Below are 14,476 nucleotides of genomic sequence, written 5' to 3'. Positions count from 1 at the left end.
GCCATGGCTGAACCCGCTGCTGCTGTCTCCACCATCCGCTGCGATGCCTGCCCGGTGATGTGCAACATCCGCCCCGGCCTCGCCGGCGCGTGCGATCGCTACGCCAATGCGGACGGCGTGCTGGTCCGCGTCGATCCGCTGGTGCTGCTGGAAGCCGCGCGGGAGCAGGGCGCGCCGATGGTCGCTTTTCGGACGGAGGAGGCGTGGGACGGCAGGCTGGTGCGTGGCGCGGAGACCTTCGTCACCGCCATCGGCGCCGGCACGACCTATCCGGATTACAAGCCGGCGCCCTTCATCGTCTCGACCGAGGTCGACGCCGTCGACATGGTTACGGTCGTGACCGAAGGCGTGTTCAGCTATTGCGGTGTCAAGATCAAGATCGACACCGATCGCCACCTGGGGGAGGAGCGTGCCGTGGTGCGCGCGGCGGGCGAGCCGGTGGGGCACGTCACGACGGCGGAATACGGCTCGCAGATGCTCTCCCTCGGCGGCGTCGCGCATCTCACCGGCGGCAGCAAGAAGGAAGGCCGCGTCACCTGCGAGACACTGCTCGCCCTCTGCAACAAGCAGTCGGTAGAGCTCACCATCGATGACGGAGCAACGATCGTGGTGGCCGCCGGCCAGGCGCCCGTCGTCAACGGCGTGCAGGAGACGCGGATGCGGGTGGGCTGCGGGTCGGCCACCATCGGCATCTTCGCCCCACAATGGCTCGGCCTCGTGGATGAGGTGGTAGTGGTGGATGACCACATCACCGGCGTGCTCTCCGAACATCAGGGAGGCAAGCTGCTCGGCGTCTCGCCGACGGGGATCCGTCTGCGCGGCCGACGCTCCACCCCCGGCCGCTATTTTCAGGTCGCCCATCCGGGCACCGGATGGGGTGGCACGGACATCGCCGATCCGCTGTCGATCCTCGATCCCTTCGATCCCAAACATGCGCGGCCGGGCCTGCGCATGCTCATGGTCAGCACCACGGGCGAGCATTTCGGCTATTACGTGCTCGATGAGAGCCTACGCCCCGTGCAGCAGGAGATGCCGGAGGCCCTGGTGCAGTCGGTGGAGCGCATTGCCGAGAATTGCGAGCCCGCGCGTGCCAGCGTGCTCTTCGTCGGCGGCGCCGGGGGCTCGCTGCGGGCTGGGGTCACGGACAATCCGGTGCGGCTGACACAATCCGTCGCGCGCGGCATCACCCGCCTCACTTGCGGCGGAGCGCCCGTCTATCTCTGGCCCGGCGGCGGCATCACCTTCATGGTGGATGTGACGAAGCTGCCGGACAACGCCTTCGGCTACGTGCCGACCCCCGCGCTGGTTGCGCCCATCGAATTCACCCTGCCGCGGGATCTGTACGAGGCCATGGGCGGCTATCGGGACCATATCCGCCCCGCGGCGGCGCTGGGCCCTGGGCTGCCGCACCGAATCGAACCCCAGTTTCCGGAGAATCCATGGCCGCTCCGGCCTCTCATCCGGCACTGAGCGGGGCGCCCCGGGCGCAGTGCAGACTGCTGCCCCGGGCGGGCGGTCTGCCGCGACTTGCCTTGCAGGACGGGCCGATCGACCTCGTCATTCTCGCAGAGGGCGAGCCGACGGCAGTCGAGGTCGCCTATCGCGCCGCGCGGTCTCGCTTTGAGACCGTGCTGGACGAACTCTGTGCGGAGCTACCGCTGCTCCGACGCGACGTGGGGCAGGGTGGTACACCTTCGGGCACCATTGCCCGCCGCATGCGGGCGGTGGTCCTGTCCCTCCGCCCATGGGGCTTTCTGACGCCGATGGCCGCCGTGGCGGGGGCCGTCGCCGAGGCGGTTCTGGCGGCGATGAGCGAGGCGGCACCGCTTGACCGTGCGGCCGTCAACAACGGTGGTGACATCGCACTGCATCTCGCGCCCGGCCATCGGATCGCGGTCGGGATGGTGGCCCGGCCTGAACTCGGCCAACCCGATCTCTTCGGTCGCCTCACGCTCACCGCAGACAGTCCGGCCCGTGGCCTCGCTACCAGTGGTCGGCATGGCCGCAGCTTTTCTCTCGGCATTGCCGATGCAGTCACGGTGCTGGCCCGGACCGCCGCGGCAGCGGATGCGGCAGCGACGGTCATCGCCAATGCCGTCGACCTGCCCGGCCACTCCGCCATTCATCGCGTGCCGGCACGCCAGTTGCAGCCGGACAGCGACCTCGGTGATCGGCTGGTGGTGCGGGACGTCGCGGCGCTGCGGCCGGCCGAGGTTTCGATCGCGCTCGATACGGGGCTCGCTCGCGCCGAGGCTTTGCGCGACAAAGGGTTGATCCTGGGCGCCGCCCTCCATCTGGCGGGCGAGACACGGGTGACGGAGGAGAGGCATGGCTGAGATCGAACGACGCAAGCGGCTGATGGTGGTGGAGGAGATCTTCCACGAAGGCGGCCCGGTCGCGGCCCGGCCGCTGAAGCGGGCGGCGGTGATCAGCGTCATCGCCAATCCCTTTGCCGGCCGCTACGTGGAGGATATCGCCTTCTTCATGAAGGACCTGGAGCCGCTGGGCGAGGAGATGGCCCGGGCGCTGGTCCAGGCGCTAGGGGGCGATCCGCGGTCGGTGGAAGGCTATGGCAAGGGCGCCATCGTCGGTGCCGCGGGCGAACTGGAGCATGGCGCGCTGTGGCACGTTCCCGGTGGCTATGCCATGCGCGCCGCCTTGGGCGAGGCGAAGGCGATCGTCCCGTCGGCGAAGAAAGTCGGCGGACCGGGCACCCGGCTCGACGTGCCGATCACCCATGTCAACGCCTCCTACGTCCGCTCGCATTTCGATGCCATGGAGGTCGGCGTGCCGGACGGGCCGCGGGCCGACGAACTCGCCCTCGTGCTGGTGATGACGACGGGCCCCCGCATCCACGCCCGCGTCGGCGGCCTCGCCGCCGGCGACATCCGGGGGGAGGATGGTTTACGATGACGGGCGTCGCCATCCGCAAGATCGTCACGGTGACGGAGACGGTGCAGATGGAGATGGGCGAGCCGGTGACGCCCCCGGCGCGCCGTGCCGCTGCGATGGCCGTCATCCGTAATCCTTTTGCTGGACGTTTCGAAAGCGATCTGTCTGAATTGACCGAACTGGGCGAGGCGTTGGGCCGGCTACTGACGGAACGGGCAGTGGCGGCTCTCGGCATCGCGCCCGAGGCAGCGGAGAGCTACGGCAAGGCGGCCATCATAGGGGAGGCGGGAGAGATCGAGCACGCGGCTGCCATTCTGCATCCCAAGATGGGCGCGCCGATGCGGGCCGTACTGGGCGGGGGCGCAGCCCTCGTGCCTTCCGCCAAGAAGCGTGGGCGGCCCGGCAGCGTGATCGACGTGCCGCTGGGCCATCGCAAGGCCGCCTATGTCCGCTCCCACTTCGACGCGATGGAAGTAGGCATCGCCGATGCGCCGCGGGCGGAGGAAATTCTCGTCGTCGTCGCGGTGACGGCGAACGGTCGGCCTTTGCCACGAGTCGGTGGCCTCAACCAGGACGAGATCATCGGCGAGGACGGCTTACGGTGAGCGTGCTGAACGGCAAGCCAGACGCGGTGGATGCCGAGGACTATCTGCTGGACGAGCAGATCGGCTTTCTGCTGCGCCAGGTCAGTCAGCGCCACACCGGCATCTTCGCGCAGAAGATCGGGGATGGGTTGACGCCCATGCAATGGGCCGTTCTGGCGAAGCTGCTCGAAATTGGCCCGACTTCGCAATCCGCGCTCGGCCGCGCCGTCTATATGGACGCCGCGACCATCAAGGGCACGGTGGACCGCCTGGAATCTCGGGGGTTCGTGCAGCGTGCGCCGGACGGGGACGACCGGCGGAAGCTGTTCGTCACCCTCACCGAGGCGGGCCGCGCGACGACCAAGCGCAACCGGGCGGCAGCAGCGGCCATCACCCGCGAGACACTGGCGCCGCTCGACCCCGCGGAAACACGGCAGCTGCGCGCGCTGCTCGAACGCTTGCGCTGAGACGTCGCCGCTTAGCTGCTGCCGAGCAGGCCGCGGGCGGCGAGATTCGCCATCAGTCGGCCAATGCCGAACTCCCAGGCCGGCGCATCCTCGGCGTGCACCACTGTGTTGACCAGTCGCCCGAGCGAGGGCGCCGCGATCTCGACCCGGTCACCGATCTTGTGGGTGAAGCCCTGCCCTGGATGGTCGCGGTCTTGGATCGGCGCGAAGAGCGTGCCGAGGAAGAGCATGAAGCCGTCTGGATACTGGTGATGGCGGCCGATGGTGTGCCGGACCAGCTCTTCGGGGTCGCGGCTGATTTCGCGCATCGAACTGGTGCCGCGTAATTCGTAGCCGTCCTCCGCGCCGGCGACGGTCAGCGTGATGTCGAGCGCGCGGACGTCGTTCAGGCCAAAATGGGCATCGAAGAGGCGGATGAACGGGCCGATGGCGGAGGAGGCGTTGTTGTCCTTCGCCTTGCCGAGCAAAAGCGCGCTTCGCCCCTCGATGTCGCGCAAGTTCACGTCGTTGCCGAGGGTCGCCCCGCGGATGTCGCCGCGGCTGTTGACGGCCAGCACGGCCTCCGGCTCGGGGTTGTTCCAGCTGGATTTCGCGAGAATGCCGATGGGGGCGCCGAGACCGACGGAAGCGAGGACCGGGGCCTTGGTGAAGACCTCGGCATCCGGCCCAATGCCGACTTCGAGATATTGTGACCAATAGCCCGCCTCCATCAGCAGCTCCTTCGCGCGCGCGGCCTCCGGCGAGCCCGGCTTCAGGTCGCGAATCTGGCCGCCGATCGCCTGGCCGATCTGGGCACGGATGGTCTCCGCCGCGCGATAGTCGCCGCGGGCCCGCTCCTCGATTACCCGCTCGATCATCGAGCGGGCGAAGGTGACGCCACAGGCCTTGACGGCCTGCAGGTCGCACGGGGCGAGGAAGTGCGGCTGATCCCGGCGGCCGGCGAGGCTTGCCTCCAGAACCGCGCCGAGATCGTAGCTGCGGGCAGCGGGCGTGCTCTTCAGCCGGCCGACAGGGTCGGTGGTCTCAAGCAGCGCCGAGACGGTGGGACCGGCGGCGGTGACCTCCGCCAGCGCGCCTTCGCGCAGCTGCACGATGACCGGGCCGCCGAGCGCCGGATCATGCAGGCGGCCGACGAGCGTGGCGCGGGCATGGTCCTCGGGCAGGATATGGGCGGGCATCATGGGCTCTCCTCCGGTGTTTTCCGAAGCTTGGTGGGCGCGCCCTTATCAGGCAAGGGCAGGCTGCGGTGCAAAAGCGCAGGGGCGATACGCCTTCGGGGCAATTGTCGCAGCGCACTGGCAAATTTTTGCACTTTTAGGCGGAAAGGGCGGCCGCGCGGATTGTCGGTGCTGCGGGACATGTGGTTTGCTGCGCGTCCAGGGCGGGACGACCGGCACAAAAACATCGGCGCTGGCCCGGATTGAGAACAAGAACGATCGAAACGATCCAGAGGAACGCAAGATGACGAAGTTCGCCCACCCCATGATCGGTCGCCGTCAGGCGGCGGGGCTGCTCGCCGGCGGCGCGGCACTCGCGGCGGGCCTGCCCCGCGTCGCCCGGGCCGATACGCAGAAGGTGATGACCACGGTCGTGAAGATCCAGGGCGTCCCCTGGTTCAACTTCATGCAGAAGGGTCTCATCGAAGGCGGCCAGAAGTTCAACATCAACTCCACGATGGTCGGCCCGGTGACGGTCGACCCGGCGCAGCAGGTGCGCCTGGTGGAAGACCAGATCGCCAAGAAGGTCGACGTGCTCGGTCTCGTGCCGTTGGACGTGAAGGTGCTGGCGCCCGTGCTCGACCGTGCGCAGAAGGCCGGCATCATCGTCATCACGCAGGAGGGCCCAAATCAGGACGGCCGCACCTGGGACGTGGAACTGATCAACTCCACCGCCTTCGGCGAAATGCAGATGCAGGCCCTCGCCAAGGACATGGGGGAAAAGGGCGAATACGTCATCTACGTCGGCACGCTGACGACCCCGCTGCACAATAAATGGGCCGATGCGGCGATCGCCTATCAGAAGCAGCATTATCCGAACATGAAGCTTGCAACCGCCCGCTTCCCCGGCGCCGACGAGATCGACACCGCAGAGCAGGTGACGCGCAACGTCATCCAGGGCTATCCGCAGGTGCGCGGCATTCTGGGCTTCGGCTCCAACGGGCCGATCGGCGCCGGCAACGTGGTGCGGCAGCGGCATCTGCAGAAGAAGATTTCCATCGTCGGCACGGTCATCCCCAGCCAGGCGAAGTCGCTCATCCAGGCGGGCATCATCCGCCAGGGCTTCCTGTGGAGCCCGAAGGACGCCGGCTACGCCATGGTGGCGGTCGCGAGCCTGCAGCTGCAGGGCGCCAAGTTCGAAACCGGCATGGAAATCCCGGGCCTCGGCAAGGCGACAGTCGACAGCGCCAACAAGCTCATCAGCGTCGATCGCATTCTCGCCTTCAACAAAGAGAACATCGACGAGATGATCGCCAAGACCGGTCTCTGACAGCCAAGCCGGCGGAGTGCCCATCGCTCCGCCGGACCCCAGGGAAGGTGAGGGATAGTTGCCCAATTTCATCGAAATGTCCGGCATCTCCAAGCATTTTGGAGGTGTCACGGCGCTGGCGGAGGTCGACTTCGCCATCGCCACCGGGGAAGTGCATTGTCTCGCCGGCGAGAACGGCTCGGGCAAATCCACGCTCATCAAGATCATCTCCGGCGTGCAGCCGCCGGATGCAGGCGGCGAGATCACCATCGACGGCGTGCGCTATCCGCATCTGACGCCAGCCGATAGCACGCGGCTCGGAATCCAGGTCATCTACCAGGATCTGGCACTGTTTCCCGATCTGACGGTCGCCGAGAACATCGGCTTCGCGCAGCATCTTTCCGGTCTTCATGGCGCCCGCTGGAGCAAGCTGGAGACGACGGCGCGTGCCGTCATCGCGCGGCTCGGCGTGGCACTCGACCCTGCAGCGCGCGTGGGCGAGCTGTCGATCGCCCAACGTCAGCTCGTCGCCATCTGTCGGGCGCTCGCGGCCGATGCCCGCCTCGTCATCATGGACGAGCCGACGGCCTCACTCACGCGCACCGAAGTGGACACGCTGCTCGGCATCACGCACGAGCTGAAGCGCCGCGGCATCGCCGTCGTCTTCGTCAGCCACCGGCTTGATGAAGTGCTGGAGATTGCCGAGCGGGTCACGGTTCTGCGCGACGGCCGCAAGCTCGGCACCTGGGACGCGCAGGAGATGACGCCGAAGCGCCTCGGCACGCTGATGACCGGGCACGAGTTCGACTATCAGGTGGCGGTGCCCGATCTGAGCGCCGCACCCGTCGTCCTCTCCGTCCGCCATCTCTCGCGGCGCGGCGATTTCGAGGATGTCAGCTTCGACATCCGCCAGGGTGAAATCCTGGGTCTTATCGGCCTCCTCGGCGCCGGCCGGACGGAGCTTGCTCTGTCCCTCTTCGGCATGCGGCCGGCGGATTCCGGCGAGATCCAGCTCAGCGGCCAGCCTGTCTCCCTCCGATCCAACCGGGATGCGATCGAGGCCGGCATCGCCTATGTCTCGGAAGACCGGCTTTCCCTCGGCCTCGTGCTGGAGCAGCCGATCTCCTCCAACATCATCCTGTCGACGCTGGATAGGCTGACGGATGCGACGGGTCTATTGCGACAGGACCGACGAGACGATGCCGTTCGTCATTGGATCGAGCAACTCGGCATCAAGGTCTCCGACCCCGAGAACGCCGTGCGCACGCTGTCCGGCGGCAATCAGCAACGCGTCGTCATCGCGAAATGGCTCGCCACCAAGCCGCGCGTGCTCATCCTCGACAGCCCGACCGTCGGTGTCGACATCAACGCCAAGGACGGCATCTATGCCATCGTCAAACGTCTGGCGACGGAGGGCATGGCGGTGCTGATGATCTCCGACGAGATCCCCGAGGTGCTCTATCACTCCCATCGTATCCTGGTCATGCAGTCAGGCCGGCTGAAGGGCGAATATCATCCGGCCGAAATCTCCGAAGCGGCCCTCAGGGAGACGATCGATGCCTGATTTCCTCAAGCGCGGATTTCACACGCATGAAGGAAAGCTGCTGATCGTCGTGATCGCGCTTGTGGTCTTCCTGTCGCTGGCGACGCCCTCCTTCTTCAGCGCGCAGAACGCGATCGACATGCTCACCTCCTATGCCTTCTCCGGCATGCTGGCGGCGGGGCTTCTGGTCGTGCTCGTGTCCGGCGGGATCGACATCTCCTTCACCGCTTCCGCCTCCATCGCGCAATACGTTGCGATGACGGTGGCGAATGCGGCCCATATCGGCTGGCTCGGCGTCATCGCCATCTGCGGCGGCGTCGGCATTCTCTGCGGCCTGATCAATGCCGTGCTGATTGGTACCCTGGGCCTATCCACCATCATCGTGACCATCGCGACGCTAAACCTCTATTTCGGGCTGCTGATGTTCGTAACCCATGGCAACGAGATCTTCTCTCTGCCGGACTGGTTCGTGAACGGGGCGAACTGGGTGGTCTATACCGATGCGAACGGCAATCCGTACGTCTTCAACCTGCAAATGATCGGCCTCATCGGCGCCTTCGTGTTGACCGCGCTCATCCTCAACCGCACCAACATCGGCCGGCAGATCTACGCGCTCGGCAGCAATGCCGAGGCGGCGAAGCGCGTCGGCATCAAGGTCTTCCGGCTCAAGCTGCTGGTCTATGGCTATATGGGCTTCGTCGCCGGCATGGCCTCCCTGATCCAGGCGCAGAATGCGCAGTCGGTCTCGCCCAATGCGCTCGTCGGCCGGGAGCTCGACGTGCTGGCCGCCGTGGTGCTGGGTGGCGCCAGCCTCACCGGTGGTGTCGGTACCGTCTCGGGCACCATCCTCGGCGTCGCCCTGCTCGCCTGCCTGGAGAACGGGCTGCTGCTGCTGGGCGTTCCTTCCTACTGGTCGCAGTGTTTCACCGGTGCGGTCATCCTCATCGCGGTGAGCGCGCTTGCCATCGAGCGCACGCGACAGCGCGCGGCGACACGGCGGGTGATGGCATGAGCGAGCGGATCATGTCCTCGAACGGCTCCCAGCGGCCCAGCCGCGGCGCAACCCGTCTCCGACCCGGACCGGTGCTGACGCGGCTCTCGCTGCTTTTCATCGGTCTGCTCATTCTCTTCGCGCTGCTGCTGGGAGACCGGCTGTTCAACGCGACGGCCATCCGCTCCATGGCCTTTCAACTGCCGGAACTCGGCATCCTGTCGCTCGCCATGATGATCCCGCTGCTCTCGGGCGGGCTTGATCTGTCGATCATCGCGACGGCCGATCTATCGGCGCTCGCCGCGGCCTATCTCTTCACCCATTTCGGCACGGGGGGCGGTGCCTCCGCCGTCCTCTGGCATATCCTGGCGCTGCTGGCGGCCTTCGGCGTGGCCGGGCTCATCGGCCTGCTCAACGGCTTCGTCATTGCCTATCTCGGCGTCTCACCGATCCTGGCGACGCTCGGAACCATGACCTTCGTGAAGGGCATCGCCGTGGGCCTTACCCATGGCGGCGTCATCTCGGGCTTTCCGCCCTTCATGGTCTTCATCGGCAACGGCTCCATCCTGTATGTGCCGGTCGTGCTCATCGTCCTCGTGCTGGTCGCGATCCCGGTGAGCGTCATGCTGACGCGCACGCCTTTCGGCCAGAAGGTCGCCATGCTGGGCTCGAACCAGCAGGCCGTGCGCTATTCCGGCATCGACACGCGGCGCGTGCTGATGGGCGTCTACCTGCTGTCGGCGCTGCTCTCCGCCGTCGCCGGGCTGATGATGATGGCCCGCTTCAACTCGGCCAATGCGGCCTATGGCGAGAGCTATCTGCTCGTCACCATCCTCGCCGCCGTGCTGGGTGGCATCGACCCCGCGGGTGGCTTCGGCAAGGTGAGCGGTCTCGTTCTCGCGCTGATCGTGCTGCAGCTGGTTTCGACGGCGGCGAACCTGCTCAACATCAGCCAGTTCCTGAGCCTCGCGCTGTGGGGGGCCATCCTCCTCGGCGTCGCCGGCCTCGGCCGCTTCTGGGGCTGGGCGCGGCCGATGCTGAAACGGCGATGACGGTGTGGGGTGGGCTCGGCGTGAGCCCACCCTGTCACTACGACGGCGCCTAAGCGACCAACCCGCGATAGAGATCGGCGTAGCGGGCAGCGGAGTGGCCCCAGCCTACCTCCATTCGCATCGCATTCTCCTGCACCCGCCGCCAGGCTTTCTGGTCCCGCCACAGCGCGGCGACATGGCCGAGGGTCCGCGCGAAAGCGGCGGGTTCGGCCGCCGTCATCTGGAAGCCGGTGGCAACCCCCATGGCACGCGCGGCTTCGTTCGCATCGATCACCGTATCGGCGAGGCCGCCCACCCGCGTCACCACCGGCAGGCAGCCGTAGCGCATCGCGCAGAGCTGAGTGAGGCCGCACGGCTCGAAGCGCGACGGGATCAGCAGGGCGTCGGCGCCGGCATAGATCAGATGGGCGAGCTGCTCGTCATAACCGAGGAAGAGCGCCATCTCGCCCGGTCGCTCGGCGGCGCGAAAGGCGGCTTCGAGCGCCGGATCTCCCGCACCGAGAATGAGGGTGGCCCCGCCCGCCGCGTGAATGCTGTCGAGTGCTGGAGGCAGCAGGTCGAGCCCTTTTTGCGTGGTCAACCGGCTGACGACGCCGAAGAGCAGGCGGGCCGGATCGAGGCCGAAGCGTGCACACAGCGCCTGCTTGTTTGCGGCGCGCCGGTCCAGGCTGCCCGCATCATAGGTGGCCGCGAGAGCGCCATCGGTTGCAGGATTCCACACCGTGGTGTCGATGCCGTTGAGGATGCCGGAAAGGGCAGAACCTCGGGCCCGCAACAGCCCGTCCATCCCCATCCCGCCCTCAGGCGTGGTGATCTCAGCGGCATAGCTGGGCGAGACGGTGGTGACGTGATTGGCGAGGCGAACTCCGGCTTTGAGGAAGCCGATGCTGCCGTAATATTCGACGCCATCGATGCCATAGGCTTCGGGTGGCAGGCTGAGGGTTGCGAGCAGAGCGGCATCGCACTGCCCCTGGAAGGCGAGGTTGTGGATGGTCATCACGCTGGGCGGGCGCGTGGTGCCCGGCTCGGCCGCGTCTCCGCCGAAATGGAGATAGGCCGGCAGAAGCCCGGCCTGCCAATCATGCCCATGCACCACGTCCGGTCGCCAGGCCGGCAGAAGGCCGCGGGCGAGTTCGGCGCCCACCCAGGCAAGGGCGGCGAAGCGCTGCGGATTGTCCGGCCAGTCGCGCCCCGTGGCATCGACGTAAGGGTTGCCGGGCCGCCCATAGAGATGCGGCGCATCGAGGACGAGGAGAGGCGCGCTCCCCGCGCGCCCGGCGATGAGCGTCGCCGGGCCGCCGAAGACATCCCCGATCGCGCGCGCCGGCTCTGCCGCTTCGAGTTTGGCGAGCACGGCCGGATAGCCGGGCAGCAGCGTCGTCACCCGCACGTCGTGCGGGGCAAGCGCCGCCGGCAGGGCGCCCGCCACGTCCGCCAGCCCCCCGGTTTTGACGAGCGGAAAAAACTCCGAGGAGACGGCCAGAACCTCGAGTGTCATCGGCTGAGGGCGTCGATCATCGGCTGGGTGATGAGGCAGATCCCGCCCTCGCTGCGGCGGAAGCGCGCGGCGTCCTGCACCGGGTCTTCGCCGACCACGAGGCCATCGGGAATGGTGACCCCGGCGTCGATGATCACGTTGGAAAGGCGCGCCCCACGGCCGATGGTCGCGTAGGGCAGGATGACGCCGCCCTCGATCGTGGCAAAGGAATGGGCGCGCACGCCTGTCGACAACAGCGAGCGGCGTACCCGTGCGCCGGAGACGATGCAGCCGCCGGCGACGAGCGAGGCCACGGCTTCGCCCCGTCGCTCTCCAACGTCATGGACAAATTTCGCTGGCGGCGTGAGTTCGGAATAGGACCAGATCGGCCAGGCGGCATCGTAGAGATCGAGCGGCGGGATCACGTCCGTCAAGTCGATGTTGGCCTGCCAATAGGCATCCACGGTGCCGACGTCCCGCCAATAGGGCTCGGCATCCTCCTCGCTGCGCACACAGGACTGGGTGAAGCGATGGGCGAAGGCGCGGCCATGCTCGACCAGATAGGGAATGATGTCCTTGCCGAAATCGCGGCTGGAATTGGGGTCTTCGGCATCGCGCCGCAGCTGCTCGAACAGGAACTTGGTGCGGAAGACGTAGATGCCCATGCTGGCGAAGGATTTGTCCGGATTATCCGGCATCGGCGGCGGATCGCGCGGCTTTTCGAGGAAGGAGATGATCCGGTCGTCGCCATCCACGGCGACGACGCCGAAGCCCGAGGCTTCGCTGCGGGGCACTTCGAGGCAGGCGACGGTCACGTCGGCATTGTTGTCCTCATGCTGCTGCAGCATGAGTTCGTAATCCATCTTGTAGACGTGGTCGCCGGCCAGGATGACGATGTGTTCGGGTCGGTAGTCGCTGATGATGTCGATGTTCTGGAAAACCGCATCGGCCGTGCCGGCGTACCACTGAGTTTCCGAAACGCGTTGGCTGGCCGGCAGAATGTCGAAACTCTCGTTGCGCTCCGGGCGCAGGAAGTTCCAGCCGCGCTGCATGTGCCGGATCAGGCTATGCGCCTTATACTGCGTTGCGACCGCAATGCGGCGGATGCCCGAATTGAGCGCGTTCGAGAGCGCGAAGTCGATGATGCGGGACTTGCCCCCGAAGTAAACGGCGGGCTTGGCGCGCCGGTCCGTCATTTCCATCAGCCGGCTGCCTCGGCCGCCCGCCAGCACATAGGCCATGGCCGTGCGCGACAGGGGCGAGGACGATTTCCATTTTTCGATCATTGTCTTCCTCCCGATTCCGTAATCTAGGCGCGGCCGGCGAGGAACAGAAGGGCTTCCCTAAGGATTACACCCTCGGATGTTGCGTCCGATGCAGCCGATCCGGGGCATAGCCGAGCGCCTGGACGCGCGCGATCAACAGGGCCTGGCGTTCTGGGGTAGGGTGCGGCTCGCGCGTCAGGATCCAGAGGAAACGGCGCGAACCTTCGCCGACGATCGACCAGGAATAATCCTCGGCATGGTCCAGAACCCAGTAGTTGCCCCAGAAGAAGGGGCCGAAGAAGGAGACCCGGAGCTTGGCGTTGCCAGTGCCGGGCACCACGCGGCCGCGCGCCTCCGCCCAGCGCAGCCGGCCGGCGACGCCGCCCTGACGACCTGTGTTGACGATGCGGATCAGCCCGTCCGGCCGGGGGGAATATTTGGCGGTCACCGCTTCCAGGCCGCGTTCGAAGCGGTTCTCATAGCGGGCAAATTCGTGCCAGAGGCCTAGGTAGCGATCGAGATCGACCGTGCGGCGGGGCACCGGCGGCCGGCCGGTCTTGGGGATTGCCTTGATCACGCCAAGCCCGGCCACGAGCAAGGCGAGGGTGGTGACCGACAGCCGCGCGAGGCGGACCCCGGGGGTCGCCGCCGGCAGGCGACCGGTCATCCTTGGCGGCAGCGCTGGGCGAGCAGCCGGGCGGTGTCCCCGTCGATGATCAGCCCGCGGATCAGCCCGCTGCCGAGCACCGCCTGAAGGGCGTCGATCTTCTCCAAGCCGCCGCTCAGCAGGACGATGTCGCGGCCGCGGATGTCCTCGATGTCGACCGCAATGGTGCGGTGGTTGAGGTCGTGCTCGATCGGATGGCTATTGAGGCCGAAGAGCTTACCCAGCGCGTCGCAGACGGCGCCGGCGGCGCGGGCTTCGTGCAGTTCCTCCGCGGTGATGAGATTCTGCTCCCTCAGGGAGGAATGCTCGGTCAGTTCGCCGATGCCGACCAGGTAGAGATCGGCCTGGCGTGCGAGTTCCAGCGCATCGGCGACGGTCCGCTGGGAGGCCAGCACGTCCCGGTCCGCCTTGGAATCGGCGATGAAGGGCACGGGAATGAAGTGGCCTTCGCCGCCGGTGCGCGCTGCCAGCGCCTGCACCACCTCGAAGGGATTGGACGCGGAATTGCGGGTCAGCGAGCCCATCAGCGAGACGAAGCGGGCTTCCGGGTTGCGCACGCCGGACAGATGCAAGGCCAGTTGCTCAATGGTGCGGCCCCAGCTGACGCCCACGGTGATGGGCCCTTGGGTCAGCTTGCCGCGCAGGAAATTGGCACCCGCGCTGCCCACCGCGCGCCGGCTCACCATGCCTTGGGCACGGGCGAGGCCCGGATTGCCTGCAATATCCTCGAAACCAATGAAGGGCGTGGCGAGGCAGAAATCGAGGTTGTAGAAATCGGCGATCGTCTGCTCGGTCTCGAGTTCCCGGGCGCTCTCGTGCTGGATGGTGATGGTGACGAGGCCGCGTTCCCGCGCTTCGGCCAGCAGCCGGTTGACGCGGGTGCGGTGCAGCCCGAGCCGGGTCGCCGTCTCTTCCTGATTGAGACCGGCCATGTAGTAGAGCCAGGCCGTGCGCACGATGAGGGCATCGTCGGACTCGTGAGCCAGATTGATGGTCAAGGGCGCTGCTTTCCGGCTGTCGCTTTTCATTCCACTGTCTTTACTAATCGGATGTTCAGGCCGCCAGGGTTAAG

14 protein-coding genes are annotated in these 14,476 nt (G+C 66.9%); 9 read left to right on the top strand and 5 right to left on the bottom strand.

Features of this window, described 5'->3' with window-relative positions:
* Window positions 1–3: 3 nt before the first annotated feature.
* Genes ACYQ6W_RS06660 through ACYQ6W_RS06640 form a run of 5 tightly spaced genes read left to right on the top strand, consistent with a single transcriptional unit; the run spans window position 4 to window position 3,943 of the window.
* Window positions 4–1,470 (top strand): 6-hydroxynicotinate reductase, encoded by a 1,467-nt coding sequence (locus ACYQ6W_RS06660; protein ID WP_459674320.1) that lies wholly within the window; start codon window positions 4–6, stop codon window positions 1,468–1,470.
* Window positions 1,440–2,336, top strand: a complete 897-nt coding sequence (locus ACYQ6W_RS06655; RefSeq protein ID WP_459674319.1) for a UPF0280 family protein — start codon at window positions 1,440–1,442, stop codon at window positions 2,334–2,336. Before ACYQ6W_RS06660 ends, ACYQ6W_RS06655 begins: the two co-directional genes overlap by 31 nt.
* Window positions 2,329–2,913: an amino acid synthesis family protein gene (locus tag ACYQ6W_RS06650; protein WP_459674318.1), complete on the top strand. Its 585-nt coding sequence runs from the start codon at window positions 2,329–2,331 to the stop codon at window positions 2,911–2,913. Before ACYQ6W_RS06655 ends, ACYQ6W_RS06650 begins: the two co-directional genes overlap by 8 nt.
* A complete protein-coding gene (locus ACYQ6W_RS06645) occupies window positions 2,910–3,497 on the top strand; it encodes an amino acid synthesis family protein (RefSeq protein ID WP_459674317.1) in 588 nt (195 codons plus the stop codon). The genes ACYQ6W_RS06650 and ACYQ6W_RS06645 overlap by 4 nt, the downstream gene beginning before the upstream one ends.
* A complete protein-coding gene (locus ACYQ6W_RS06640) occupies window positions 3,494–3,943 on the top strand; it encodes a MarR family winged helix-turn-helix transcriptional regulator (RefSeq protein ID WP_459674316.1) in 450 nt (149 codons plus the stop codon). Before ACYQ6W_RS06645 ends, ACYQ6W_RS06640 begins: the two co-directional genes overlap by 4 nt.
* 11 nt (window positions 3,944–3,954) lie before the next feature.
* Here the strand turns inward: ACYQ6W_RS06640 and ACYQ6W_RS06635 are convergent, their stop codons facing one another.
* The gene (locus tag ACYQ6W_RS06635) at window positions 3,955–5,124 is read right to left on the bottom strand and encodes a fumarylacetoacetate hydrolase family protein (RefSeq protein WP_459674314.1); all 1,170 of its coding nucleotides are present in this window, start codon (window positions 5,122–5,124) and stop codon (window positions 3,955–3,957) included.
* A gap of 280 nt (window positions 5,125–5,404) precedes the next feature.
* Between ACYQ6W_RS06635 and ACYQ6W_RS06630 the strand changes: the two genes are divergently transcribed.
* Genes ACYQ6W_RS06630 through ACYQ6W_RS06615 form a run of 4 tightly spaced genes read left to right on the top strand, consistent with a single transcriptional unit; the run spans window position 5,405 to window position 9,995 of the window.
* The gene (locus tag ACYQ6W_RS06630; RefSeq protein ID WP_459674313.1) at window positions 5,405–6,430 is read left to right on the top strand and encodes a substrate-binding domain-containing protein; all 1,026 of its coding nucleotides are present in this window, start codon (window positions 5,405–5,407) and stop codon (window positions 6,428–6,430) included.
* 58 nt (window positions 6,431–6,488) lie between these two features.
* A complete protein-coding gene (locus ACYQ6W_RS06625; RefSeq protein WP_459674312.1) occupies window positions 6,489–7,973 on the top strand; it encodes a sugar ABC transporter ATP-binding protein in 1,485 nt (494 codons plus the stop codon).
* A complete protein-coding gene (locus tag ACYQ6W_RS06620; protein WP_459674310.1) occupies window positions 7,966–8,964 on the top strand; it encodes an ABC transporter permease in 999 nt (332 codons plus the stop codon). Before ACYQ6W_RS06625 ends, ACYQ6W_RS06620 begins: the two co-directional genes overlap by 8 nt.
* Window positions 8,961–9,995: an ABC transporter permease gene (locus tag ACYQ6W_RS06615; protein ID WP_459674309.1), complete on the top strand. Its 1,035-nt coding sequence runs from the start codon at window positions 8,961–8,963 to the stop codon at window positions 9,993–9,995. Before ACYQ6W_RS06620 ends, ACYQ6W_RS06615 begins: the two co-directional genes overlap by 4 nt.
* 49 nt (window positions 9,996–10,044) lie before the next feature.
* Here the strand turns inward: ACYQ6W_RS06615 and glgA are convergent, their stop codons facing one another.
* The 4 genes from glgA to ACYQ6W_RS06595 all read right to left on the bottom strand — a co-directional run bounded on the left by glgA (window position 10,045) and on the right by ACYQ6W_RS06595 (window position 14,432).
* Window positions 10,045–11,493, bottom strand: a complete 1,449-nt coding sequence (gene glgA, locus ACYQ6W_RS06610) for a glycogen synthase GlgA (RefSeq protein ID WP_459674308.1) — start codon at window positions 11,491–11,493, stop codon at window positions 10,045–10,047.
* Window positions 11,490–12,758, bottom strand: coding sequence for a glucose-1-phosphate adenylyltransferase (gene glgC / locus ACYQ6W_RS06605; RefSeq protein ID WP_459674306.1), 1,269 nt, complete (start codon window positions 12,756–12,758; stop codon window positions 11,490–11,492). Before glgC ends, glgA begins: the two co-directional genes overlap by 4 nt.
* A gap of 64 nt (window positions 12,759–12,822) precedes the next feature.
* The gene (locus ACYQ6W_RS06600; protein WP_459674305.1) at window positions 12,823–13,404 is read right to left on the bottom strand and encodes a lipocalin family protein; all 582 of its coding nucleotides are present in this window, start codon (window positions 13,402–13,404) and stop codon (window positions 12,823–12,825) included.
* Window positions 13,401–14,432, bottom strand: a complete 1,032-nt coding sequence (locus ACYQ6W_RS06595; protein ID WP_459674304.1) for a sugar-binding transcriptional regulator — start codon at window positions 14,430–14,432, stop codon at window positions 13,401–13,403. The genes ACYQ6W_RS06600 and ACYQ6W_RS06595 overlap by 4 nt, the downstream gene beginning before the upstream one ends.
* Window positions 14,433–14,476 lie beyond the last annotated feature (44 nt).

This window comes from Acidisoma sp. 7E03, from assembly GCF_054665075.1.
Note: the sequence above shows the minus strand (reverse complement) of the source record. Positions and strands in the feature narration are given on the sequence as shown.

Excerpts from the sequence above, each read along its gene's own strand:
- ACYQ6W_RS06660 (WP_459674320.1), top strand. The coding sequence starts at position 4 with ATGGCTGAACCCGCTGCTGCTGTCTCCACCATCCGCTGCGATGCCTGC.
- ACYQ6W_RS06655 (WP_459674319.1), top strand. The coding sequence starts at position 1,440 with ATGGCCGCTCCGGCCTCTCATCCGGCACTGAGCGGGGCGCCCCGGGCG.
- ACYQ6W_RS06650 (WP_459674318.1), top strand. The coding sequence starts at position 2,329 with ATGGCTGAGATCGAACGACGCAAGCGGCTGATGGTGGTGGAGGAGATC.
- ACYQ6W_RS06645 (WP_459674317.1), top strand. The coding sequence starts at position 2,910 with ATGACGGGCGTCGCCATCCGCAAGATCGTCACGGTGACGGAGACGGTG.
- ACYQ6W_RS06635 (WP_459674314.1), bottom strand. The coding sequence starts at position 5,124 with ATGATGCCCGCCCATATCCTGCCCGAGGACCATGCCCGCGCCACGCTC.
- ACYQ6W_RS06630 (WP_459674313.1), top strand. The coding sequence starts at position 5,405 with ATGACGAAGTTCGCCCACCCCATGATCGGTCGCCGTCAGGCGGCGGGG.
- ACYQ6W_RS06620 (WP_459674310.1), top strand. The coding sequence starts at position 7,966 with ATGCCTGATTTCCTCAAGCGCGGATTTCACACGCATGAAGGAAAGCTG.
- ACYQ6W_RS06615 (WP_459674309.1), top strand. The coding sequence starts at position 8,961 with ATGAGCGAGCGGATCATGTCCTCGAACGGCTCCCAGCGGCCCAGCCGC.
- glgA (WP_459674308.1), bottom strand. The coding sequence starts at position 11,493 with ATGACACTCGAGGTTCTGGCCGTCTCCTCGGAGTTTTTTCCGCTCGTC.
- glgC (WP_459674306.1), bottom strand. The coding sequence starts at position 12,758 with ATGATCGAAAAATGGAAATCGTCCTCGCCCCTGTCGCGCACGGCCATG.
- ACYQ6W_RS06600 (WP_459674305.1), bottom strand. The coding sequence starts at position 13,404 with ATGACCGGTCGCCTGCCGGCGGCGACCCCCGGGGTCCGCCTCGCGCGG.
- ACYQ6W_RS06595 (WP_459674304.1), bottom strand. The coding sequence starts at position 14,432 with ATGAAAAGCGACAGCCGGAAAGCAGCGCCCTTGACCATCAATCTGGCT.